Here is a 23,061-nt window from a genome sequence, read left to right on the forward strand (position 1 = left end):
CCTCGTCCGCCTTCCATGGCTGGCGCGCAGGAGCGCACCCAGACAAAAGTAGCGCATGATCCACTCGTAAATGAGAGGAAGAGATTGTCTACACGGCGGCACTCGGGAGCGCGGTAGGGGCGATGCGCACGATGCCGACCACATCGGTCGCGAATCCCCCGGCCCCGGCCTCGTCGTACGACAGCACGGGAAGACCGCGCACCTGCGCCGCGAGCATCCGGCGCACGGCGGAGCGCAGCGATGGAGCGCAGACGAGCACCGGCTCCGGACCCGCCTGATCGAGCTCTGCGACGGTCCGACGAACGCTCTCGAGCAGCTGCATCGTGGCCTCGGGACTCAGCACGATCTGGGTCTGGCCCTCGACGGCCCGCATGCCTTCGAGCATCTGCTGCTCGAGCATGGGGTCGAACATCAGCACCCTGATGCGGCCGTCCTGCGCGAATCGGGCGGCGATGGCGGGCCCGAGCGCGGTGCGCGCGGCCTCGATGAGGCCAGGGGTGTCGGTCGAGGTCTTCGCCCGCAGTGCGAGCGCCTCGTAGATGCGGGCGAGATCGTTGATCGGCACGCGCTCGGACAGCAGGCCGGCGAGCACGCGGTGGATCGCCGCGAGCGAGAGCATCGCCGGCGTCAGCTCCTCGACCGTCGCGGGACTGGACTGCTTCAGGTGCTCGGTGAGCTGCCGCACGTCCTCCAGCGAGAGAAGGCGGTCCGCCTGGCTCTGCACCACGTCCGACAGGTGGGTGATGATCACGCTCGCGCGGTCGATGACCGTCGCCCCCGCCATGTCGGCGGCGTGCGACATCTCGGTGGGCACCCACTTGCCTTCGAGGCCGAACACCGGATCGGTCACGGCCATCCCGGGCAGCTGCTCCAGCTCGGCGCCGATCGCCAGCACGTGCCCACGGGGCACCGTTCCCCGGCCGACCTCGACGCCCGCGATCAGCAGGGCATAGGTCTGCACCGGAAGATCGATGTTGTCGCGCGTACGCACCGGCGGCATGAGGATGCCGATCTCCATGGCGAGCTTGCGCCGCAGCGACTTCACCCTGGTCAGCAGGTCTCCCTGTCCGCCGGATGCGAGGTCGACGATGTCGGGGGCGAGCGAGATCTCGAGCGCGTGCACCCGCATCCGGTCCATCAGCTCCTCCGGCCCCTCGGCCGCCGCCTCCGCCGCCTCCAACTGCTGGGCGTCGAGCACCGCCGCAGCCTCCCGCGTCTCGTTCGCCCGCACCCGCGATGCGGCGAACAGCAGGACACCGCCGATGGCGAGGAACACGAGCAGGGGCATGCCGGGGATGAAACCCATGGCGCACGCGGCGAGTCCGGTGATGAGGAGCGCGTTGCGCGACTGCAGCAGCTGCCGACCAGCCGCCTGGCCCATCTCGGCCTCGGCGTTCTCGCGCGTGACGATCATGCCGGTGGAGACGGCCATGAGGAGTGCCGGGATCTGCGTGACCAGTCCGTCGCCGATGGTGAGGATGCTGTAGGTCTCGAGCGCCTCGCCGACTTCCATCCCGTGCTGCACCATGCCGATGACGATGCCGCCCACGAAGTTGATGACGACGATGACGATGCCGGCGATCGCGTCGCCCTTCACGAACTTCGACGCACCGTCCATCGCCCCGTAGAAGTCCGCCTCGGCGGCCACCTCGGCGCGGCGGGCGCGCGCTTCCGCCTCGGTGATGAGTCCGGCGTTGAGGTCGGCGTCGATCGCCATCTGCTTTCCGGGCATGGCGTCGAGGGTGAAGCGGGCGCCGACCTCGGCGACGCGCTCCGCGCCCTTGGTCACCACGACGAACTGGATGACCGTGAGGATGAGGAAGATCACCGCGCCGATCACCAGCGATCCGCTGATGGTGATCTGGCCGAATGCCTGGATGACCTGCCCGGCGTGCGCCTCGCTGAGCACGAGGCGGGTGGATGCGACGTTGAGCCCCAGCCGGAACAGGGTGGCGACCAGCAGCAGGCTCGGGAACACCGAGAACTCCAACGGCTTCTTGATGAACATCGCCGTGAGGAGGATCAACAGGGCGAAGGTGATGTTCACGACGATGAGCACGTCGAGCAGCGGCGTGGCGATCGGGATGATGAGGAGGAGGATGATGCCGACGACGCCGACCGGTACTCCGGCCTTCGACAGGATCTGTCCGATCATGGGTGTCTCGTTCTCTCGTCAGGGTCGATGGGTGATCGGGCCGTGCTCACAGACCTCGGTCACGGGTGCTCTCGAACGGCATGGTGTGGGTGCCGCGGGCCGCGCCACGGCGCTTCAGGTGCTCGATGAAGGCCAGCACCTGAGCGACAGCCGTGTACAGCTCCTCCGGGATCTCGCGGCCCAGTTCGCAGGCGGAATGGAGCGCGCGCGCCAGCGGGATGTCTCGGACCAGCGGAACGCCCGCCTCCTCCGCCTTCTCGCGGATCTTCTGCGCCACGACCCCGGCTCCCTTCGCCACGACGCGCGGCGCCGACTTGCCCGGCTCATAGCGGAGCGCCACCGCGACATGGGTCGGATTGACGAGCACCACATCGCTGTCGCAGACGGCCGCGATCATGCGGTTGCGGCTCATCGCGATCTGACGCGAGCGACGCTGGGAGCGCACGAGCGGATCGCCCTCGCTCTTCTTGTGCTCGTCCTTCGCCTCTTTCTTCGTCATGTGCGTGTGCTTGCGGTTGCGGCGCATCACGACGATCACGTCGATCGCGGCCAGCAGGATGCCGACGGCCACCGCCACCTGCAGCAGCGCCACGGCTCCCCCGGCAGCCTGTTCCAGCAGCCAGGTGATGTTGTGGCTGCCGCTCGCCATGAGCACTGGTACGAGTCCGGAGACCACGATCCACAGCGACAGGCCGATCGCTGCGGTCTTCAGGAGAGCCTTGACACCCTCCCATAGCGCCTGACGGCCGAAGACCCTCTTGAGCCCCTTGACGATGTCGAACTGCTCCGCGCGCATCGGCACACCTCGCAGATGGACACCGCCCTGGGCGACCGCGGTGGCCGTGGTGGCCAGCAGCACCACGAGGAGCAGCGGCAGCAGCACGCCCCCGAGCGACGAGATCGCCGCGCCCAGCGCGTCCATCGCGGCGCCGTCGGCGGGGTGTCGGGCGACCAGCGACACGCGGAGGAAGAGATCGGTGGTGACCTGGGTGCCCGCAGCGACAGTCGGCACCATCATGACCGCCGCGGCGGCGATGCACACCCACGCGGTGAAGTCCTGGCTGCGTCCGATCTGACCTTTGCGACGCGCGTCTCTGAGTCGCTGCTCGGTGGCTCTCTCGGTGCGTTCTCCGGTGTCGGTGTCACTCATCGGGTCACCCCCACGAGCAGTCGGGCGGCGTCTTCCGCAAGCGCCGCGACGACGCTCGGAAGCGCCGCGTAGACGAAGCCGACCAGCACCAGCGTGAGTCCGATCTTCACGGGGAAACCCATCGCGAAGGCGTTCAGTGCCGGCGCCACTCGCGTCACGAGTCCGAGGCCGACGTCGGCGAGGAACAGCACGATGAGCAGCGGACCGGCGATCTGCACGGCGCTGAGCATCATCTGCCCTGCGGCGCCGACCAGGGCCTCGGCCGGGCTCGTCAGATCGATCGCGCCCGACACGGGTATCGCGTCGAACGACCGGAAGAGCCCGCCGAGCACGAGCTGATAGCCGTCGGATGCGAACAGGAGCAGCAGCGCCGTCATCTGGAAGAGCCGGGTGAACTGTGCGCCGTTGATCGCCATACCCGGGTCGTATGCCTGGGCGAGCTGGAAGCCGCCGAACGTGTCGACCAGGTGACCCGCACCCTGGATCGCACTGAACAGCACCATCACGAGGAAGCCGAGCAGGGCCCCGGTGAACGCCTGACCGGCGAGGGCGAGCAGGAAACCGCCGGTGTCGAGCCGCTCGTACCCCACCGTCACCACGGGAGACACGGCGAGGGCGAGACCTGCACCCAGCATCGCGCGGATCCGCATCGGGATGGTGCCGTGGCTGAACGGCGGAGCCAGCACGAGGAACGCGGTGATGCGCACGCAGGCGAGCGCGGTGGCTTCGAGCCAGGTGAAGTCGACGGGGATGTTCATCATCCGCCGTTCAGGAGGCCGGGGATGCGCGCGAACATCTCGTTCGAGAACGCGATCAGCTCGGCGATCATCCAGTGCCCGCTGACGAGCAGCGCGATACCGACTGCCACGAGCTTGGGGACGAACGAGATCGTCATCTCCTGCACCTGCGTGATCGACTGCAGCAGGGAGATCGCGAAACCCACCACCAGCGCCGTGATGAGAAGCGGTGCGCAGAGCTTCGCTCCGAGGATCAGGGCGGCCTGCCCGATGTCGATGACGGCCTCCGGGCTCATCAGCCACCCCCGCTGTAAGACTGCACGAGGGCGGTGATGACCATTCCCCACCCGTCGATGAGGAGGAACAGGAGGATCTTGAACGGCAGCGAGATCATCACGGGCGGGAGCATCATCATGCCCATCGACATGAGGGCGCTCGCGACGACGAGGTCGATGACGAGGAACGGGACGAAGATGACGAACCCGATGAGGAACGCGGCCCGGAGCTCGCTGATCATGAAGGCGGGGACGAGGGTCTGCAGGGGGATGTCGGCCGCGTCGGTCGGATTGTCGAGCTGCGCCGCGCGGTGCATCAGCGCGATGTCCTCCTCGCGGGTGTACGACAGCATCCAGTCGCGCAGCGGCGCCTGAGCCAGATCGAACGCCTGACCGAAGTCGATCTGACCTGCCGTGAACGGGCTGACCGCGACCGTGTTGATGTCGGTGAGCACCGGCCACATGATGAACAGCGTCAGGAAGAGGCTGAGGCCCGCCAGCACTTGGTTCGGCGGGATCGACGGCAGCGACAGCGCGTTGCGGGTGAGGGCGAGCACCACGAAGATCTTCGTGAAGCTCGACATCATCAGCAGCAGGGCGGGGGCCACGCTGAGCACGGTGATGCCGAGCAGCGTCATGATGCTGTCTGACGGGGTGCCGTTGATGCCGTTGATCGTCACCCCGCCGCCATCACCCGTGTCGTCGGGCAGCACCGCGGCCTGGGCGTGTCCCGCGCCGAGCAGGATCACGACGGCGGCGACGCCCAGAGCCACGAGCACGATGCCCGTGACGTGGAGACCGGCACGTGTGCGCGGGCGCCGCTCGAGCGCACACGGCGCGGAGAGGGGCACGACTGGGGACACGGCGGCACTCCGAGAATGGGTGTCGTGGCCGATCCGTAGCCAGGGGTCGAGCGATCCGTGCTCGTGGACGACTATCGCGACAACGCGCCCCCGGCGTAACCACGGGCGCGCACGAGGTCAGGCGACGGAACGCAGGGCGCGGTCGACGATGTCGTCGGGCGGCGTGGTCGGCGCCGGCTCGACGACCGAGATCATGTCGTCCTCGGCGATCGGCGCCTCCTGCGTGTCGACGACGCTCACGCCCTGCTCGGTCACACCCAGCACGTAGCGGATGCCGCCGAACTCGGCGACGACGAGCTGCGCGCGCCCGCCGAGTCCGGACCGCGCGACCACGGTGATCTTCTCGGGGCGGGGGCGGCGGACCGGCGCCGGGCGCTCGGAGCGGACAGAGCGCTCGGAGCGGACCGAGCGCGCCGGACGCACGCGAGCAAGCCGCGAGAGCTTCGTCGGCACGAGTCCGGCGAAGGGGCTCGCTCCCGTCGCCTGACTCTTCTGCAGACGCTTGCTGAGGAAGACGAGCAGACCGAGCACGGCCGCCAGCGCGACGACCGCACGGACCGCGACGAGGAGGTCGTCCACGGCTACACGACCTCGGCGCCGTCGAGGATCCGCTCCACGCGGATCGCGAAGTCGCCCTCGGCGACGACGACCGTACCGTGGCCGATCAGGCGACCGTTGAGCTTGATGTCGGCCGGAGAGCCCGCCGCGCGGTCCAGCTCGACGACGCGCCCTGGTTCGAGCGACAGCACGTCGCGCACCGGCATCCGCGTCCGCCCGATCTCGACGACGAGCTCCATCTCGACCCCCGCGATCCGGCTGAGCCGCTGCGGGCCGGTCTGCCCGGCCGGCGCGGACCCGTCGATGCGCACCGCGGTGCGGGCGACGACCGCACCGCCGGCGTCGACCAGGTCGAACACCTGCGTTCCCGCGTCGGTGAAGACAGAGGCGGCAGGTACGACCTCGCCGTCGCCCAGGGCGCCGGCACCGAGCACGACCACGGCCGCCTCGAGGATCGGATGCAGCCGGTCCGCGAGCGGGGCGCCCGCCGACCCGTCTTCGAGCTGCGACGGATCCACCACCTGAATCGCGATGCGGGCTCCCGGCGTGCCCGTGAAGGTCACAGCGACGGCGTCTCCGACTGCTCCCGGATCGGTGGAGGGCGCCGGGATGACGGGGAAGGCGAACGGCAGCCTGCCGGCAATCGCCGCAGCGACGGCGGTCTCGTGGAAGGTGCTCATCAGTGGTTCTCCTCAGGGGTGCTGGTGATCAGGCAGGTCAGTCGGGAACCACGGCTGCCGGGGGTGGCGAAGCCGATCGTCGTCCGATCGGCCACGAGCTCGTAGGGGCGGGTCTCGGGGTGCGGCAGCCGCAGCAGGTCGCCGGGCGCGAGGTCGAGCACCTCCCCCGCACCGATGGTGATCGGCGCGAGTCGCAGCGTGACCTCGAGCGGCGCGCTGCGGACCTGCTCCAGCGAGTGCGCGGCGGTGTGCGCCGTCGCGGCGTCGGAGCCGGATGCCGCGAGGCGGTCGACCACGGCGGAGGCCGGGAGCATGACCGTCGCGGAGGTCTCGACGTCACCGAGGCGCATCGAGTACCGCGCGACGATCACCGCCGCGGTGCCGGAGATCACCTGCATGTACTGCGGGTTGTAGTGCACGGCCGAGAAGCGGGGTTCGCCGGGTAGCAGCCCGTCGAGGCTCGCGTGCAGGTGCTCGAACGTGCCCTCCATCAGGTGCCGTACGAGCGCGAGCTCGATCGGGGTGAAAGTGCGGCCGGCGGGGAGCGAGGTGCTGCGCCCGCCCATCATCTGCACCACCCACAGCAGTGCGCTGTCGAGGCCGAACTGCACCACGCAGGGCTCGTCGCGGCCGGGAAGCGTGCCGGCGACCATGGCCGTCGTGCCGGGCAGCGTCTCGGCGTACTCCTCGTACGAGATGAGTTCGACGCGTTCGAGAGCCAGGTGGGCCCTGACCCTCACCTTCGCGGTGAGCTGCGACGACCACAGCCGCGCGAAGGACTCGAAGGCCGCCTCCAGGTGCCGCGTGCTCTCGCGGTCGAGCTGGGTGGGGCGACTGAAGTCGTACGCGGGGTACCGGGTCGCGGGATCGTCGAGCACGGCTGCGGGCATGAGGGGCTCCTCGGCGGTGATGGTCATCGGGGTCGATCCTCTCCGGCGGCGGACGCGAGAGCGGGGATGAGGGCGCGCACCTGATCCTCTTCGGAGGACTCCACGACGATGTCGACACGGCGGTTGCTCGCCAGCGCCTCCGGCGCATCGCCCTGCGCGATCGGCCTCGTGTCGGAGAACGCGGTGGCCTTCACCCTCGCGCCCGCGATGCCTTCGTGTTCGACGAGGAACCGCGCGACCTGCGTCGCGCGGCCCCCCGACAGCTCCCAGTTGGTCGCGAAGGGGTATGCCGAGACGCGATGGTCGGCGTGGCCCTCGATGGAGACCTGGTTGTCGACCGAGGTGAGGACGTCTCCGATCGAGTCGAGCACGGCATCCGCCTTGCCCGAGAGAGTCGTGCTGTTGTCACTGAAGAACGTCTCGGCGCCGACGAGCCCGACGCGCAGGCCGCGCTCATCGATCACGAACGACACGGTGTTCTGCAGACCCTGCGCCGTGAGCGCCTGATCCATCCGGGCGCGGATCTCTTCCAGCGACTCGTACTCCGCGGTCGCCCGTGCCTGCAGATCGATCACGCCGTCGTCGTCGCGCAGCTCAGGGGGCACGACGACCCCCTCGGCGATGTCGGCGGCGCCCTCCGTGCTCTCCTCCTGGCCGAATCCGGTCGCGAGACTGTTGGCGAGCATCTCGAACTTCGTCGCGTCGACGTTCGACATCGCGAACAGCACGATGAAGAGGCACATGAGCACGGTGACCATGTCGGCGTACGACACGGCCCAGCGCTCGTCGGGCTCGTCGTGCGAATCGTCCGCATGTCCGCGACCGCGTGCGCGACGGGCAGTGCTCACGCGTCCTCTCCCCGCGCGTCGGACGCCTTCGACTTCTTCTCCTTCGGGCGCACCGTCGACATCGCCTCGAGGCGTTCGCGCAGCAGGTGCGGCGCGCTGCCGGCCTGGATCGCGAGCATGCCTTCGGCGACGAGCGTCATGCGCTCGAGCTCGACCGCGCCGATGCGGTTCAGGCGTCCCGCGATCGGGTTCCAGATGAAGTTGGCCGAGAGCAGACCCCACAGCGTCGCCACGAATGCCGCAGCGATCATGGGGCCGAGGTGGTCGGGCTCGTCGAGCTTCTCGAGCACGTGCGTGAGCGAGACGACCGTGCCGACGATGCCGATCGTCGGAGCGTAGCCGCCCAGCGAGGCGAAGAACCGCGCGGCGATGCGAGTGCGCGAGGAGGCCGCTTCGATCTCGTCGTCCATGACCTGCCGGAGGTCTTCCGCGTCGGTCCCGTCGGCGAGAGCCTGCAGTGCCTGCCGGGTGAAGTCGTCGGGGGCGCCGTCGAGTTCCTGCTCCAGGGCGAGGAGCCCTTCGCCTCGCGCTTTCTCGGCATAGCCGACGAGGAACGGGATCACCGCCTCCGGCGTCATCCGCGGACCGCGCACCATGCGACCGAGGCTCGCGGCGGCGAGCTTCGTGTCGCGCAGCGTGTGGCTCGCGATGCCGACACCGATGGTCGAGCCGAGCACGAGGATCATCGGGGCGGGGATGAGCAGCGCCTGGAAGCTCGCGCCCTCCATCGTGATCATCGCGACGAGGGCGCCGAACGCGAGGACGACGCCGATGAGGAATGCGGGATCCACGATCAGACCTCGCCCTGTCCGGTCGGACGTGCCGTCATCGCCTGCGCGGCGCCGAGCACCCGCGCCCGGTAGGTCACGATGAGGTCGATGACGGCATCCATGCTCTCCGAGATCACGTAGACGTGTCCGTCGACCATGTGCAGAGTCGTATCCGGTGATTCCTGGATCCGCTCCACGAGATCGGGGTTGACCGCGAACCTCGTGTGGTCGAGGCGGGTGACGGTGATCATGCGGGGTCTCCGGACGTGGGAGGGAGCGAGTCTGTTCCGACTATCGCGACGAGGCCCGCGCCGGGTAACCAGCCGCAACCGCTCCCCCCTCTTCTTCTGCGGGAGGGAGGGTCAGCGCTTGAGCTTCTTCTGCGGGAGGGAGGGTCAGCGCTTGAGCTGGGTGAGTTCCTGCAGCACCTCGTCGCTCGTGGTGATGATGCGGGCATTCGCCTGGAAGCCGCGCTGGGCGACGATGAGGTTCGTGAACTCCTGCGACAGGTCGACATTGCTCATCTCGAGGAACCCCGACTGCAGGTTCCCGAACCCGGCCTGCCCTGGTTCACCCATGCGCACGGCGCCCGAGTTCACCGAGGCGCGGTAGGCGGAGTTCCCCGCCTTCTCGAGTCCCTCCGGGTTGTCGAACGCGGCCATCGCGACCTTCGCGAGCGTCTGCGTCGCCCCGTTGCTGAACGTGCCGACGATCGATCCATCGCCGGTGATGCTGTACGACTTCAGCGTGCCGGCCGCGGCGCCGTTCTGCTCCGTGACGGCGACCGTCGACAGGGTCGCATAGCCGGTCACCGTGCTGAGGTCGACCGTCACCGTGTCTGCGACGAGCCGGAGCCCGCCACCGGTCTGCGTGCCGTTGTCGAAGGCGAGTGAGCCTGAGGCGCCACTGACCGGCTCCGCGACATCCCACCCGGCCGCCGTGCGGGTGAAGGTCAGGCTGAGGGTCGAGGGCGTGCCCTGTGCGTTGTACACCGTGACGTCGCGGATCAGCTCGTCGCCGACCGCGGCCGTCGACGGGAGGTTGCCTGCGACGGTCGCCTCGGTGGTCGGGCGCGCGGGGGCGACGGCGTCGAGCGGCAGCACGATGTCTCCGGCTGCGGCGCCGGTGTTGACGACGCCGTTCTGCCCGGCCCACCCCTGCACCACCGAGCCGTCTGCGGTGACCATCTTGCCCGTGGCATCGAACGAGAAACCGCCGGCCCTGGTGTACAGGGTCTCGCCGCCCGCGCGCACGGCGAAGAACCCGTCGCCCGCGATCATGAGGTCTCCCCCGCGCCCGGTCGCCTGCGCCGAGCCCTGCGCGAAGTTCGTGCGCACGCCGGCGACCTGCACGCCGAGTCCGACCTGGGCGGGGTTGCGTCCGCCGACCTGGTCGTCGGGGATGCCGGGGTTGCCGACGAGCTGCGAGAGCGAATCCTGGAACAGCACCGACGAGCCCTTGAAGCCTGCGGTGTTGACGTTGGCGATGTTGTTGCCGGTGACGTCGAGCATCGTCTGGTGCGAGCGGAGCCCGGAGATGCCGGAGTAGAGCGAGCGAAGCATGGTGTTCTCTCTTCCTGTGTGAGACGGGGTCAGGCAGCCGGAGCGGCCGGTGTGGTCGGTGTGGTCGGAGTGGTCGTGGAGGCGACGCCGGTGAGCGCGTCGAGTGCGATGGTCTTGTCGCCGATGGTGACCTGGGGCACCGGCCCGTCGAAGGACACCTTGGTGACGATGCCGGTGACGGCCTTGCCGTCGGCATCCTTGTAGCCGGCTTCCTGGCCGATGAGCGCGGTGGCCGCCTGGCGCATGTTCAGTGCGAAGGCCTCGGTGCCGTTGTCGGCGAGGGCGGTGAGCTTCTCCATCATGGCCAGTTGAGTCGTCTGGGAGATCATCTCGTTGGTGTCCATCGGGTTCGACGGATCCTGGTGCGTGAGCTGGGTGACCAACAGTTTCAGGAAGACCTCGCCGTCCATGACCTGCTTGCGGGCTGCGGGGTCGGTGGTCGCGCCGGTGTGGATCGAGCTCGTCGCGTCGATGGACGGCGCTGCGGTGATGGGGGTGGTCATGGCGTCCTCTCAGGCCAGGATGTCGAGGCCGTAGGCGGCCGGGTCATGGTCGATCGATGCGGTGCCGGACGCAGACGCGGCAGCGGACCGGGCGGCTGCGGCACGCGGGTCGCCGTGCGCCGCCTGCGCTGACGCGTCCGGCGCGGCATCGCGGCCACCGGCGGAGTCGCCGTTCGCCCCGGCGCCGAACGGCTGAGATCCCCTGTCCGCGCCGGCGTCGGCGGCGGAGCCCTGGGCGATGCTCAGCGAGGCGTGCGGCATGGCCGCGGCGAGGTCGCGTCGCAGATCGGTGACGATGGCGCGCAACGCGTCGCGCCCGGCATCCGTCGCCCCGATGAGCTCGACCCGCACGTCGCCCGACTGACCGATGTGCGCCCGCACGGTGACCGGGCCGAGCGAGTCGGGGTTCACGGTCATGGTGAGCTGATGGGTGCCGGTGGGGCGTTGCGCGATGCTCACGACCACGGGCGACACCTGAGCGGCGACGGCGCGGGTGATCGGTCCAGCCGACGCGGTGGGCTCCGACGCTGCGACCACAGCGATCGACGTCGCCGCAGGCACCGGCGGTGCGGGGGCGATCGTCGGCGAGACGGATGCCGGCGCGGTGGCCGTCCGCTCGCCGGCCGATGTGCGAGCGACGGCCGGCGCGCCGTCCACCGGCGCCGCGCGGTCGGGGCCGGCACCCGGTATCGTCGCCGGACCCTCCGACGCCCGAGGCGCTGCCGCCGCCGCTGCCGCTGCGGCGGGACGGGCGAGGACGACGGGCGCCGGACCCGCGTCGGGCGCCCGTTCCCCGGCGACCGCGGCCGACTGGTTCGGGGTCGCCGACGGACGAGACGGCACCTCGACATCGCCGCTCGCATGAACATCGGCATGGGCATCGGCACGGGCCCCGGCATGGGCACCGGCACGGGCCTCGGCACCGGAACCGGCGGCGGATGCGGCGACGGCGGTGGCGCGTGCGCCTGTGGCGGATGCAACGGAGGTGTACCCGGCACCGGACGGCTGCGCGCTCACTGCATCCGGCGCTACGGACACGGCGAGGTCCGACTCGTCCGCACCCCCCGCCGCAGAGAGCGGGTCTGCGACGAGCGCGATCGCCGCGGCCCCGCCGTCGACGGACGAGGGGCCCGGGGCAGGCTCGACGGACACGGTCGGCGATGTGACACCCGGCTGGTCGGCCGCACCGCGCATGTCGGGTCCGGAGACGTCGGCGGGCACGCCGTCGTCGACGGCATCCTGCGCAGCGATTCCTCCCCGGGCGTCCGCACGACCGTCGACAGCGGGCAGCGCAAGGAGCAGCGCGAGGGTCGCCGCCACGATCCCGCTCTCCTGCGTCGTCTCCGCTCCCCCGGCCGTCGCGTCGGAAGCCGACGGTGCTGCGCCTTCCGGCTCGTCGACGAGTCCGGCGGACTGCGGTGTCTGAGAGAACGTCTCGCCGGCCGCGACGAGCGCCTCACCGAACAGCGATCCCGATTCCGCGGACGGCCGCTCGACTGACTCTGCGTGGGAAGATGCCGCGGGCAGAGCGCCCGCGAACACGACGGCGCTCATGCGGCGCTCCCCTGCGACCTGCGCCCACGCACCGTCGCGATCTCGTCGAGCGCCGCCTGCTCGGTGGCGATCTCCTCGCGGCGCGCTTCAGCCCGGTGCGCGGTCTCCAGACGCTCGAGGCCCTTGAGCTCGCGCCGTGCCTCGACGTGAGCGGTCTTCGCCGCCCCCTCCGCCTCGCGGGTCAGCTCCACCAGCGTCTGGAGGTCGCCCAGGGCGCTGCGTCCCGCTGCCCGCGCCGCCGCCATGGCCATCAGCGTCGACGCGTCGTCGATCCGGCTGCTGATCTCCGACAGGCTCAGGGCACCGGCGTGCGCCGCGGCCTCCGCCCGGCGCCGCTCGCTGCTCGCGCGCGACAGCTCTTCGGCGGCGAGGCGCTCCTGAGCGCCTCGCACGCGCAGCAGACCCGAGAGGGTGAAGGTCATGGGATCAGTCCTCCGAACGCGTCGGTGAGGGCGGCCAGTCGCTGCCATGAATCGTCGGCTGTGCTGAGCTCGTCGATGCTCTGCATGAGGAACGCGCCGATCGCAGCCTCGTTGGTGAGCGCGGCGTCGACCAGCGGATTCGCACCCGGCCGGTAGGCGCCGATGTCGATGAGATCGTTCGCCGAGCGCCGTGCGGCCAGGACAGCGCGCAGAGCCACCGCGTCGTCGCGCTGCCCGGGCGAAGTGATCTTCGAGACCACCCGCGACACCGAGCCGAGCACGTCGACGGCGGGGAAGTGCCCGCGCACGGCGAGCGAGCGGTCGAGCACGACATGGCCGTCGAGGATGCCCCGGGCGGCGTCCGCGATCGGCTCGTTGTGGTCGTCACCGTCGACGAGGACCGTGTACAGACCCGTAATCGATCCGGTGGTGCCGGCCCCCGCACGCTCGAGAAGACGCGCGAGCACCGAGAACGTCGACGGCGGATAGCCGCGAGTCGCAGGGGGCTCGCCCGCGCTGAGCCCGATCTCGCGCTGCGCCATCGCGACGCGAGTGAGCGAGTCCATCATGAGCACGACGTCGAGCCCGTCGTCGCGGAACTGCTCGGCGATGCGTGTGGCGACGAACGCCGACCGCAGACGCGCCATCGCCGGCTGATCAGAGGTCGCGACGACGACCACCGACCGGGCGAGACCGTCGTGCCCGAGGTCGTCCTCGATGAACTCCCGCACCTCGCGGCCACGCTCTCCGACCAACGCGATCACGTTCACGTCGGCGCTCGACCCTCGGGCGATCATCGACATCAACGAGGACTTGCCGACGCCGGATCCGGCGAAGAGTCCGAGACGCTGACCGGTGCCGACCGGCGTCATCGTGTCGAGCACCCTGACCCCGAGACCCAGCTGGCGGTCGATCCGCTGACGGTCGAGGATGCTCGGCGGGGAGTTCTCGAGCGAGACGCGCGGGGCGCGGGCGTCGAGGGGGCCCTTCCCGTCGATCGGACGACCGAGGCCGTCCAGCACCCGTCCGAGCAGCGCCGGCCCTGTCGGCACCTGCAACGGTGCGCCCGCATGCCGCACGCGGGCCCTCGCGGTGATGCCGTCCAGACGACCGAGGGGCATGCAGCGCGAGGCGTTCCCGTCGACGGCGACGATCTCGGCATCCACCGCGCTGCCGTCGACTGCGTCGATGCGGACGCGGTCTCCGACTGCCGCCTCGATGCCGAGCACCTCGACGCCCAGACCGACGACGGACTTGACGGTGCCGGACCGTTCCGGCCGCGCCGCGTCGAGCGCACGACGCCAGGAGGGCGTCGCGGTGAGGACCGTCACCGTGTCACCTCCGGCGCGTCGTCGTCGACTCCGCGCAGGGCGGCCCGACCGCGGGCGAACGCGGGGGCGATGCGCGCGTCGACGCTGCCGTCGCCGACGTCGACGATCACTCCCCCGTTGTCGACTGCGGGCGACGACACGACCTCGACGTCGGTCATGGTCGCGAGCGCATCGATGTCACGCAGCGCCGCCAGGTCTCTGTCGCTGAAGGTCACCCGGGTCCACCTCGTCCGCGGCACCTCGTCGAGCGCACGCCGAAGCGCGTGCGCGGCAGAGCGCCCCGGGTCGGAGAGCTCGACGCCGACCACCGCGGTTGCGAGTTCGAGGGCCAGTTCTTCGATGCGCGATGCGTCGAGAGAGGCCACCTCGTCGATGCGTCGGTCGAGAGCGGACTGCGCGTCGCGCACGGCATCCAGCGCCGACCGCGCACGCTGCGCGAGATCCTGCTGCAGCGCGTCCATGCGGACGGCGTGCTGCTCCTGCTCGACGTGTGCCTGCTCGAGGGCGATACGGCGCCCTTCGGCGAAGCCCTCCGCGTATCCGCGGGTGCGTGCACGATCGGCCTCAGCGCGGATGTCGATCGGCGTCTCGCCGACCCGCGGCACCGCGAGCGGCGTGAAGGCGGAATCGAGCACGGTGCGCACCTCGGAAGTCGAAGAGGGGGCCAGTCCATGGTCCGAAGGTCGAGCAGTCCGTGCTCCCTGCCGACTATCGCGACGTCCGTGGCCGGCGGTAACCACTCCGGCCTCACTCGATGAGCTCATCCTCGTCCTCGCGCGAGATCGTGATCTCCTCGGCCGCCTCGAGCTCGCGGATCACCCGCACGATCTCGGCTCTGGCTTCGTCGACCTGGCGCATGCGCACCGGCCCGAGCACGCGGGTCTCCTCGGCGAGGTTCTCCTTGTTGCGGTCGGTCATGTTGGTGCTGACCTTCTCGACGATCGCCTCGTCGGCGCCCTTGAGGGCGAGGGCGAGCACACGGAGGTCGAGACCGCGGAGAACGCGCTGCGCGTCGCGATCCTCGAGCCGGGCGATGTCGGCGAACGTCACCATCCGGCTGCGGATGTCTTCGGCAAGGGCGAGGTCGCGCCCCTCCAGGCTCGCGAGCAGCGACTTCTCCAGGGCCTGGTCGGACCGGTTGATGATCTCGACGAGCGGCTGCACCCCGCCGATGGACTCATGGTTGTCTCGCATCGCGAACACTCCGGTGCGCGACCGCAGCGAGTCGGCGACGATCGAGATCGCCTCCTGCGTCGCCGTCCCCATCGTCGCGATCGCCTGCGCGACATCGGTCCGCAGCGGGTCCTGCAGGGCGGCGAGGACCGCTGCGGCGCGGTCCGCCTTGAGGTTCGCCAGCACCACGGCGACCGTGGTGGGCAGCTCGCCCTCCAGCACCGTCGCGAGCTGCGCCGGGTCGGCGGCGTTCAGGAAGTCGAACGACACGGTGCCCTGCGACATCACGCGTCCGACCATGCCGACGGCCTTCTCCCGCCCGAACGCGGTCTCCAGCAGGCCCGTGGCCAGCTCCTGACCGCCTCGAGACGGCACCGATCCGCCGTTCGCGATGCGGCGGAAGTCGCCGAGCGCTCTCGCCGTCGCGGCGACGTCGACCCCGCCGAGCTGCGTCAGCTCGGCAGCGAGCAGCTCCGAGCGCTCTTCGCCCAGGTGGCGCAGCACCTCGGCGCTCGCCGCGCGATCCATGTTCATCAGCACGATCGCCGCCTTGCGCAGCCCCGACATCTCGGGCACCGGTGCGGCCGCGGCGTCCGCCGTCGACATCTCGACGGTGTCGGCCTGGGCATCGAGCACCTCGGTCAGCAGCGTCATACCTTCGCCTCGTCCATGAGATCGGCCAGTGCTCCGGCGATGGACTCCGGCTCACGCCGCGCGAGATCGTCGATCTCTCGGCGACGCCGCTCGACGAGCACCTTGTCGGGTTCGGGCTCGTCGTCCAGGTCGACGACGGCCGAGGGCAGCAGCTTCGTCGGCGCGGGCAGCGGGATGGCGTCGGAGTCCTTGAGGTCGCGCAGCGAACGCAGCTTCTGCTCTTCGTCCTCCGTCACGGTGGCGAAGTACTCGATCGGCCCGTCGTCGGTGTACATCACGCGACGCTTCATCTTGCGTCGCACAGCGAGGAAGACGACGAGGATGACGACGGCGAGCAGGATCGCGCCGCCGATGATGGCCGAACGCAGCAGCTCCTGCTGGAACTGCGCGGCCCGCTCCTCCTCCGCTGCCGCGAGGGCGGTCTGCGCCGCCGTCGCCCCGGAGGTCGCGAACGCGACGAACTCGACGGCGATCTCATCGCCGCGCTCGACGTCGATGCCGGCGGCGGATGCCACGAGCGATTCGATCTGCGCCGCACTCACCCCGGTCACCTCACCGCGGTTCACCGCGATGCTCACCGTCTGCCTCGTCACCTCGCCCGCGGGCGTGACGGTCTTCTCGGTCGTCTTGTTCACCGCGTTGCTGCGCGATGTCTCCTCGAACTCGTACGCGCCGTCGCCGTTCGCGTTGTTCGGCACGGCGATGTTGTCCGGTCCGAGGACGCCGGCGTTCCCGCCGGGCCCCCCGCCGGTATAGGTCTCGGTCCTCGACTGCTCGGAGGGGCTCAGATCGCCGTCAGGGGCGGAGTACGTCTCGTCCATCCGCTCCGAGGTCGAGTTGGCCACATCAGCCGACACGGTCACCGTGGCGTTGCCCGGACCGACGATGGTCTCCAGCATCCGGCTCACCGACGCCGCGACCTTGGCCTCGTGCTCGGTGGCCTGCTTCGACGAGTTGCCGGTGAGGCCGGCCCCGACGGCCGAGAGGACGCGGCCGTTCTGATCTGTGACCGCAACATCCTCGGGCGTCATGCCCGGCACGGCGGCGCTCGTGAGGTGCACGATCGCCTCGATCTTCTCGTCGCTCAGCGTCGAGCCGTTCCGCGTCTTCACGAACACCGACGCCGTCGGGTTCTGCTTCTCCGAGACGAATACGCTCTCCTCGGGGATCGCGAGCTGCACGGATGCCGTCGAGATGCCGTCCATCGCACCGATCGTGCCCGCGAGCTCGCCCTCGATGGCGCGCTTGTAGGTCACCGACTGCTGGAACTCGCTCGCAGTGACGCCCATCTTGTCGAGCAGCGTGTATCCCTCGCTCGTATCGCCGGGCAGGCCCGCCGATGCCGCGGCCAGTCGCTGCGGGTACACCTGGTCGTCGGGCACGAGGATCGTGGCCCCGCCCTCGGCGAGCTCGTAGTTCACGCCGGCGGACTTGAGCTGTTCGACGACGGCCGAGGCGTCCCCGGCGCTCAGCCCGGTGAACAGGGGGCTCATCTGGGGCTTGGTGAGCCACGCTCCGAGCGCCACGGCGCCCATCACGAGCAGTGCGACGCCGATCACGGCGATCGTGCGCTGTGCGACGGTGAATCCGCCGACGACCTGCTTGGCGCGGCCGTAGTACGCGGTCAGTGCGTTCGGCATCTCAGGCCTGCATCCTCATGATGTCGTTGAACGCGGCGACGCTGCGGTCGCGCACGGCGACGACGAGGTCGAGGGTCACGGATGCGCGAGACGACGCGATCATCGCCTGGTGGATGTCCTGCAGATCGCCGGTCACGGCCTGCACCGCGAGCTCGTTGGACGTCGATTGCAGCTGCTGCAGGTTCTCGACGGCGCTGCCGAGCGAGGTCGCGAAGGTACCGGCCGAGGTCGAGGCGGCGGCCTCGGGGGCTGTGGGCTCGAAGCTCAGCGCCCCCAGCGGGCTCACACCGGCCGCGGAGAGGGGGGCGATCGGGCTGCTCATCAGTTGCGTCCGATCTGCAGTGCTGCCTCGTACGTCGACTTGGCGCGGTCGACGACCGCCGCGTTCGCCTCGTAGCCGCGCTGGGCGATGATGAGCATGCTCATCTGGTCGCCGAGGTCGACGTTCGGGTACTGCACGTAGCCGTCCTCATTCGCATAGGGGTGCTCGGGCTCGTAGACGAGCTTCGGCGCGGCCTCCGACTCCACGACCCCCGACACGTAGACGCCGGGGCTGTCGGTTCCGGCCTGCACGGTCACGAGCCGCTCTCGGAACGCCTCCTGCCCCGCGGGCGTGGCGGTGTTCGCGTTGGCGATGTTGTCGCTGACCGCGTCGAGCCACTTGCGGTGCGCGGTCAGTCCGGTGCCGGCGATGCCGATCGCGTCGAAGGTCATGCGGACGCCTGCCCGATGGCCTTCGAGATCGATGCGGCCTGACCGCCGATCGCCTGGCTGGCGAACTGGAACCGCAGCACGGTGTCGATGTTCGACAGCGTCTCGGTGTCGAGGTTGACGTTGTTGCCGTTGAGTCGCGTGGGCTCGAGTGAGCGCTGCACGGTCGGCGAGACGGTCCCGCTGCCGCTCTCGACGGCCGAGCGGAGTTCGTCCTCGAAGCTGACCCGCTTCGCCTGGTAGCCGGGGGTGTTGACGTTCGCGATGTTCTCGGCGATCGAGCGCTGTCGCAGCGCCAGCCCGTCGAGCGCGCTGATGAGCGCGGAGGAGGTGACGGATTCGAGCACGGTGGTACTCCGGACGTTCGTGGGGAGAAGCCGATCCCTGGCCAATCGTCGAGCTATCCGTGCTCGATGCCCACTATCGCGACAGGTGGGCCGCGCCGTAACCGACTCAGCCCCGCACGTCGAGGTAGGCGGGGGCGTCGCCGGATGTCGTGGGCACGCGACGCAGCGCGGCGAGCTCTCGCGCGACGTTCGCCCGCGACACGGCGAGGCCGTCGATCATGAGCTTCTGCCTTGCCAGCACTGCTTCGGCGCGCTCGCGGAGTTCCTCGGGCACGGGCCCTGCGGGGGCGTCGAAGGAGGCGTCGTCGAGCTCCCCGTCGGCCGCGTCGAGCGCCCGCTCGAACCGATCGAGCACGGCGAGCCAGGCGCCGAGGCTGTCGCTCATGGTGCTCAGGCGAGCGCGGACGCGCTCATCGCCGGTGCGGTAGTGAGCGCCTCTGCCGCCTCACGCCATGCGTCTCGGAGCGGCGCGACGATGTCGCGGCACTCCGCGGTGGCAGCGGCGTCGTGGGAGAGGTTGGCCGCGATGAGCCGACCGGTCAGGTAGGTGTACAGGGCCCTGAGCTGCGCCGAGCCGTCCCACGCATCGGTGAGCGTCTCACCGAGCTCGGACACGATCCACTGCGCGTGGGTCAGGTGGGTGCCGGCAGCGACCATGTCCGCCGCGTCCTGCGCCGCGGCGGCTCGGTCGATGTCGACGAGGAGCCGGTCGTACAGCAGCACGAGCAGCCGTTCGGGCGAGGCGGAGGCGACCTGCTGTTCGAGATACTGCTGCTTCGCGCGGTCGAGGGAGGTGAGAGGCATTGTGAGGATCTCCAGATGTGCGGTGACCGTGTCGGTCAGGAGGAGGAGGTTTTCGGGACGAGTCCGGCGAGCTGGGACTCGAGCCAGGACGACTGCGACTGCATCTTCGACAGCTGCACCTCGAGCTGGGCGTAGGTGCGCTCGAGCGTCGCTCGGCGCTGCTCGAGCCGGATGTCCCACCGCTCGACCTGCGTCTTGAGCGTCTTGACCTCGGTCTCCTGTCCCGTGACGCGCTGCGTGAGCAGGCCGTCGTACTTGTCGGAGTACTGGTCGGTGACTCCTTCGAGACGAGAGCCGACGGCCGAGAAGACCTTCTGCGTCGCCTGCGGGTCGTCTGCCAGCGCCTTCGCGAACTTCTCGGCGTCGAAGGCCAGGACGCCTTTCTCGTCGATCGAGATGCCGATGGTCGAGGGCGAGACACCGTCGACGGGCCTCTGCACCGCGCTCGCGAGCGCCGTGCGCAGGGTCCGCACCGTGCTGTCTCCGGTGAAGACGCCGAGGGTCGTCGTCTCTCCGATCTTGCCGACCGTGGCCTTCGACCCGTTGTCGATGCGGGTGAGGAGTGCGGCCACCTCTTTGATGAAGGCGGATGCCGTGGTCGTCTGCGCCTTCGCGTCGAGGGCGACGGAGACGGTCACGGGTTCGTCGCTCGCCTTCGACACCGTGACGGAGATGTCCTCGCCGACGCTGATGGTGTTGCTGGCACTGGTCAGCGTCTGCTCGGCTGTCGTACCGGCGAAGAGGCGGATGCGGGCGTCGCTGCCCTCGCTGATCACGGCCGCGCCGGGCTCGGTAGACAGGTCTGTCGACGTGCCGGCGTCGACGTCGGCCGCCGACCCGCGGTGCAGCGCGAACCGAGCGGTCTCCCCCGTCTCCGTGGACGTGAGCTGGATGCGCGAGAGGGCCTTGCCGTCGGCATCGACTCCCGCGGGGACCACGGTCGCCGATACCCCGGCATTCGCCGCGTTGATAGCTTTCGCCAGATCCTGCGGGCCAGTGCCGACTGGCGTGATCTCGGTCTTCTCTCCGTCGGCGCCGACGAGCGTGAACGTCCCGCCCCATCCAGACGTCCCGGCAGCGGCGGTGACGATCGAATGCGACGTGGCGACCGCGTCCACGACGACGCCGGTCGAGAACGCGCTGGCTCCGGGGCCGGCGGTGACGGTGACGCTGTCGTTCGAAGACGTCGCGGTGAAGGCGGCGAGCGAACTCGGCGATGCGGCGGTCTTCGCCTTGGCCATCAGGTCCTGCAGCGATTTGTTGAGCGACTGCAGGTTCGTGATGATCGCGTTGCGGTCGGTGATCTTCGCGGTGATCTGCGTCTTCGGGATCGCCGCGACGTTCATGAGAGCGTCGATCAGCTCGCCCGTCTTGAGACCGGAGACCAAACCGTCCAGCTTCATCGTCTGTGCCTTTCGTGCGCGGAGTGCGGATCGGAGAAGGGCGCCCGAGCGGAGGGAAGTCCGCCCGAGCGCCCCGTACGCGATCGGAGCACGCTGTGCGACGAGCCTGCTCGATCAGTGCGTGCGCCAGAAGCGCCGCGACTCAGCGGAGCAGCTGCAGGACGCCCTGGCCCGACTGGTTCGCCTGCGCGAGCATGGCGGTGCCGGCCTGCTGCAGGATGTTCGACGCCGTGTACTTGACCATCTCGGCAGCCATGTCGGTGTCGGCGATGCGGCTCTTCGCGGCGGCGAGGTTCTCGGCCGAGACCTGCAGCGAGTTGATCGTCGACTCGAAGCGGTTCTGCACGGCACCGAGGCCGGCACGAGCCGTCGAGACGTTGGTGATCTCCGTGTCGATGGTGCTGATCGCGGTGAGGGCGTTCGCCGCGGTGTCGACATCGAGGGCCGCGATGTCGGCACCCAGGTCCGTGAAGTTCGTCAGCGTGACGGCGATCTGGTCCTCGGTGGCCTCGGAGCCGGCGCCGACCTGGAACGTCAGGCTGGCGTTCGAGCCGTCGAGCAGCTTGATGCCGTTGAAGTTCGTGCTGGCGGCGACACGGGTGAGCTCGTCGCCGAGGGCGGTGATCTCGGTCTTGATGGCGGTGCGCGACTCGGTGTTGTTCGAGTCGTTACCGGCCTGCACCGCGAGGTCGCGGACACGCTGCAGGATGGAGTGCACCTCGGTCAGGGCGCCTTCTGCGGTCTGGATGACCGAGATGCCGTCCTGGGCGTTGCGGGCCGCGACATTCAGGCCGTTGACCTGCGAGCGCAGGCCCTCGGAGATGGCGAGACCGGCGGCGTCGTCGGCAGCACGGTTGATGCGCAGACCGCTCGAGAGCTTCTCGAGCGACTTCGACACGTCGTTCTGGTTGAGCGACAGGTTGCGGTACGCGTTGAGTGCGCCGACGTTGGTTGCGATCTGAAGACCCATGTTGTTCCTCCGTGGTTGTGGGGTCGGATGCAGGTCCGTCCGTGGCCCTGCACAGTCCACATTCGCGACATGCTCTGACCGCGTAACCGCGGCGCCGGAGGAATTTCCCGCGCGTCTGTCAGACGGCCGTCGCGAGTTCCGGAGCGCGGCGGAGGTCGGGAGCGCCGCGCAAGTCGGGGCGGGCCGCGCCGAACAGCGCCTCGAAGAACTCGGCCTTGGCCTTGGTGGAGCGGTCTCCCGTCGATCCGTCCTCCCACGCCTCCATCGCCTCGCGCATGAGGGCCAGACCCCGGGTGCGCAGCTTGGAGACGTATGCGTGGCTGACCGCCAGCTCCTCGGCGATGTCCTTGACCATACGGTCGTCGAGGTAGATGCCCCGGATGACCTGCTGCATGGCGGACGGCAGCGCGTCGACCACCCGCGCGATCATGGTGCGCATCTCGGTCTGCTCGACAGCGTGCTCGGGGAGGATGAGGCTGTCCGAGAGGTCGGCGGCCTGGCGTCCGGATGCCGCGTCGAAGTGCTCCTCGAAGCTCGTCGCCCCTCGGACCATCTCGTCGAGCTGCATCATCTCGACGACGGCGTCGGCGTCGAGGCCGGACTCCTTCGCGAGCTGCGCGACGTTGGCCGGCCGACCGGTGCGGGCGAGCACGGCTTCGGCCGCGAGGCGGACGCGGTCGATCTTGTCGCGGCCGCGCTCCCCGGCAGGGTCGGCCCGTCGCATCTCCGACAGCATCGCCCAGTTGATCTGGCTGCTGGCGAATGCCCCGAAGGGGATGCCGCGCTCCGGCTCGTACGTCATCGCCGCTCTGGCGAGCCCGAGGCGAGCGGCCGAGAGGAGGTCGTCGAGGTCGACGTGCACCGCCGACCTCGCCTTCTCCACGGCGAGGAACGTCGCCAGAGGCATGTTCTCCCTGGCGAGCTGCTCAGGAGTCGGGTGCGTCTGCGGCCGGAAGACGGAATCAGCAGGAACAGCGGATTTGCTCAGCAATGCGACTCCGTAGCTATATCGACTGGTTTATGAGTGAAAATAGCACGAAGTAAACGGGTTCGAGGAAAAA

At 69.7% G+C, this 23,061-nt stretch carries 27 protein-coding genes; all 27 read right to left on the minus strand.

Translation table 11 applies throughout. The annotated features are described in order from the left end of the window. Window positions 1-88 precede the first annotated feature (88 nt). Window positions 89-2,155, minus strand: coding sequence for a flagellar biosynthesis protein FlhA (locus FSY98_RS00565; RefSeq protein WP_144872685.1), 2,067 nt, complete (start codon window positions 2,153-2,155; stop codon window positions 89-91). A 46-nt stretch (window positions 2,156-2,201) separates the two neighbouring features. After that, window positions 2,202-3,305 carry a flagellar biosynthesis protein FlhB gene (locus FSY98_RS00570; RefSeq protein ID WP_144872688.1) on the minus strand — a complete coding sequence of 368 codons (1,104 nt, stop codon included), beginning with the start codon at window positions 3,303-3,305 and terminating at the stop codon, window positions 2,202-2,204. Then, on the minus strand, window positions 3,302-4,063 hold the full coding sequence (locus tag FSY98_RS00575; RefSeq protein ID WP_144876536.1) for a flagellar biosynthetic protein FliR: 762 nt from the start codon (window positions 4,061-4,063) through the stop codon (window positions 3,302-3,304). The genes FSY98_RS00570 and FSY98_RS00575 overlap by 4 nt, the downstream gene beginning before the upstream one ends. After that, on the minus strand, window positions 4,063-4,338 hold the full coding sequence (gene fliQ / locus FSY98_RS00580) for a flagellar biosynthesis protein FliQ (protein WP_096715435.1): 276 nt from the start codon (window positions 4,336-4,338) through the stop codon (window positions 4,063-4,065). Before fliQ ends, FSY98_RS00575 begins: the two co-directional genes overlap by 1 nt. Next, window positions 4,338-5,096 carry a flagellar type III secretion system pore protein FliP gene (fliP, locus tag FSY98_RS00585; protein ID WP_396652341.1) on the minus strand — a complete coding sequence of 253 codons (759 nt, stop codon included), beginning with the start codon at window positions 5,094-5,096 and terminating at the stop codon, window positions 4,338-4,340. The genes fliQ and fliP overlap by 1 nt, the downstream gene beginning before the upstream one ends. A gap of 201 nt (window positions 5,097-5,297) precedes the next feature. Continuing rightward, on the minus strand, window positions 5,298-5,759 hold the full coding sequence (locus FSY98_RS00590) for a flagellar biosynthetic protein FliO (RefSeq protein WP_260857191.1): 462 nt from the start codon (window positions 5,757-5,759) through the stop codon (window positions 5,298-5,300). A gap of 2 nt (window positions 5,760-5,761) precedes the next feature. Further along, a complete protein-coding gene (locus FSY98_RS00595) occupies window positions 5,762-6,418 on the minus strand; it encodes a FliM/FliN family flagellar motor switch protein (RefSeq protein WP_144872691.1) in 657 nt (218 codons plus the stop codon). Next, window positions 6,418-7,335: a flagellar motor switch protein FliM gene (locus FSY98_RS00600; RefSeq protein ID WP_144872694.1), complete on the minus strand. Its 918-nt coding sequence runs from the start codon at window positions 7,333-7,335 to the stop codon at window positions 6,418-6,420. Before FSY98_RS00600 ends, FSY98_RS00595 begins: the two co-directional genes overlap by 1 nt. Beyond that, window positions 7,332-8,156 carry a flagellar motor protein MotB gene (locus FSY98_RS00605; RefSeq protein ID WP_144872697.1) on the minus strand — a complete coding sequence of 275 codons (825 nt, stop codon included), beginning with the start codon at window positions 8,154-8,156 and terminating at the stop codon, window positions 7,332-7,334. Before FSY98_RS00605 ends, FSY98_RS00600 begins: the two co-directional genes overlap by 4 nt. Then, a complete protein-coding gene (locus tag FSY98_RS00610; protein ID WP_144872701.1) occupies window positions 8,153-8,947 on the minus strand; it encodes a motility protein A in 795 nt (264 codons plus the stop codon). Before FSY98_RS00610 ends, FSY98_RS00605 begins: the two co-directional genes overlap by 4 nt. A 2-nt stretch (window positions 8,948-8,949) precedes the next feature. Beyond that, window positions 8,950-9,177, minus strand: a complete 228-nt coding sequence (locus FSY98_RS00615; RefSeq protein ID WP_144872704.1) for a flagellar FlbD family protein — start codon at window positions 9,175-9,177, stop codon at window positions 8,950-8,952. A gap of 144 nt (window positions 9,178-9,321) precedes the next feature. Further along, window positions 9,322-10,488 carry a flagellar hook protein FlgE gene (locus tag FSY98_RS00620; protein WP_144872707.1) on the minus strand — a complete coding sequence of 389 codons (1,167 nt, stop codon included), beginning with the start codon at window positions 10,486-10,488 and terminating at the stop codon, window positions 9,322-9,324. Window positions 10,489-10,517: 29 nt separating this feature from the next. Further along, window positions 10,518-10,991: a flagellar hook capping FlgD N-terminal domain-containing protein gene (locus tag FSY98_RS00625; RefSeq protein ID WP_144872710.1), complete on the minus strand. Its 474-nt coding sequence runs from the start codon at window positions 10,989-10,991 to the stop codon at window positions 10,518-10,520. Window positions 10,992-11,000: 9 nt separating this feature from the next. Continuing rightward, on the minus strand, window positions 11,001-12,545 hold the full coding sequence (locus tag FSY98_RS16575; protein ID WP_186307502.1) for a hypothetical protein: 1,545 nt from the start codon (window positions 12,543-12,545) through the stop codon (window positions 11,001-11,003). Next, entirely contained in the window at window positions 12,542-12,967 is a 426-nt protein-coding gene (locus FSY98_RS00645) for a flagellar FliJ family protein (protein WP_186307503.1), read from the minus strand. The genes FSY98_RS16575 and FSY98_RS00645 overlap by 4 nt, the downstream gene beginning before the upstream one ends. Beyond that, window positions 12,964-14,298, minus strand: a complete 1,335-nt coding sequence (locus FSY98_RS00650) for a FliI/YscN family ATPase (protein ID WP_144872726.1) — start codon at window positions 14,296-14,298, stop codon at window positions 12,964-12,966. Before FSY98_RS00650 ends, FSY98_RS00645 begins: the two co-directional genes overlap by 4 nt. Further along, window positions 14,295-14,933, minus strand: a complete 639-nt coding sequence (locus FSY98_RS00655; protein ID WP_144872729.1) for a FliH/SctL family protein — start codon at window positions 14,931-14,933, stop codon at window positions 14,295-14,297. Before FSY98_RS00655 ends, FSY98_RS00650 begins: the two co-directional genes overlap by 4 nt. Window positions 14,934-15,045: 112 nt before the next feature. Further along, on the minus strand, window positions 15,046-16,125 hold the full coding sequence (fliG, locus tag FSY98_RS00660) for a flagellar motor switch protein FliG (RefSeq protein WP_260857192.1): 1,080 nt from the start codon (window positions 16,123-16,125) through the stop codon (window positions 15,046-15,048). Next, window positions 16,122-17,765: a flagellar basal-body MS-ring/collar protein FliF gene (gene fliF / locus FSY98_RS00665; RefSeq protein ID WP_144872732.1), complete on the minus strand. Its 1,644-nt coding sequence runs from the start codon at window positions 17,763-17,765 to the stop codon at window positions 16,122-16,124. The genes fliG and fliF overlap by 4 nt, the downstream gene beginning before the upstream one ends. A 1-nt stretch (window position 17,766) precedes the next feature. Beyond that, window positions 17,767-18,087 carry a flagellar hook-basal body complex protein FliE gene (fliE, locus tag FSY98_RS00670; protein WP_144872735.1) on the minus strand — a complete coding sequence of 107 codons (321 nt, stop codon included), beginning with the start codon at window positions 18,085-18,087 and terminating at the stop codon, window positions 17,767-17,769. Beyond that, complete coding sequence (flgC, locus tag FSY98_RS00675) at window positions 18,087-18,479, minus strand: flagellar basal body rod protein FlgC (protein WP_144872738.1); 393 nt, start codon at window positions 18,477-18,479, stop codon at window positions 18,087-18,089. The genes fliE and flgC overlap by 1 nt, the downstream gene beginning before the upstream one ends. Beyond that, a complete protein-coding gene (locus FSY98_RS00680; protein WP_144872741.1) occupies window positions 18,476-18,823 on the minus strand; it encodes a flagellar basal body protein in 348 nt (115 codons plus the stop codon). Before FSY98_RS00680 ends, flgC begins: the two co-directional genes overlap by 4 nt. A gap of 106 nt (window positions 18,824-18,929) precedes the next feature. Further along, entirely contained in the window at window positions 18,930-19,208 is a 279-nt protein-coding gene (locus FSY98_RS00685) for a hypothetical protein (protein WP_144872744.1), read from the minus strand. A 5-nt stretch (window positions 19,209-19,213) separates the two neighbouring features. After that, on the minus strand, window positions 19,214-19,627 hold the full coding sequence (gene fliS / locus FSY98_RS00690; RefSeq protein ID WP_144872747.1) for a flagellar export chaperone FliS: 414 nt from the start codon (window positions 19,625-19,627) through the stop codon (window positions 19,214-19,216). A 35-nt stretch (window positions 19,628-19,662) separates the two neighbouring features. Then, a complete protein-coding gene (gene fliD, locus FSY98_RS00695; RefSeq protein ID WP_144872750.1) occupies window positions 19,663-21,030 on the minus strand; it encodes a flagellar filament capping protein FliD in 1,368 nt (455 codons plus the stop codon). Between the two features lie 142 nt (window positions 21,031-21,172). Beyond that, a complete protein-coding gene (locus FSY98_RS00700) occupies window positions 21,173-22,000 on the minus strand; it encodes a flagellin (protein WP_144872753.1) in 828 nt (275 codons plus the stop codon). Between the two features lie 118 nt (window positions 22,001-22,118). Beyond that, window positions 22,119-22,991, minus strand: a complete 873-nt coding sequence (locus FSY98_RS00705) for a sigma-70 family RNA polymerase sigma factor (RefSeq protein ID WP_144872756.1) — start codon at window positions 22,989-22,991, stop codon at window positions 22,119-22,121. Window positions 22,992-23,061: the final 70 nt, after the last annotated feature.

It is taken from the genome of Microbacterium sp. 1.5R, assembly GCF_007667425.1.
Classification (GTDB): Bacteria; Actinomycetota; Actinomycetes; order Actinomycetales; family Microbacteriaceae; genus Microbacterium.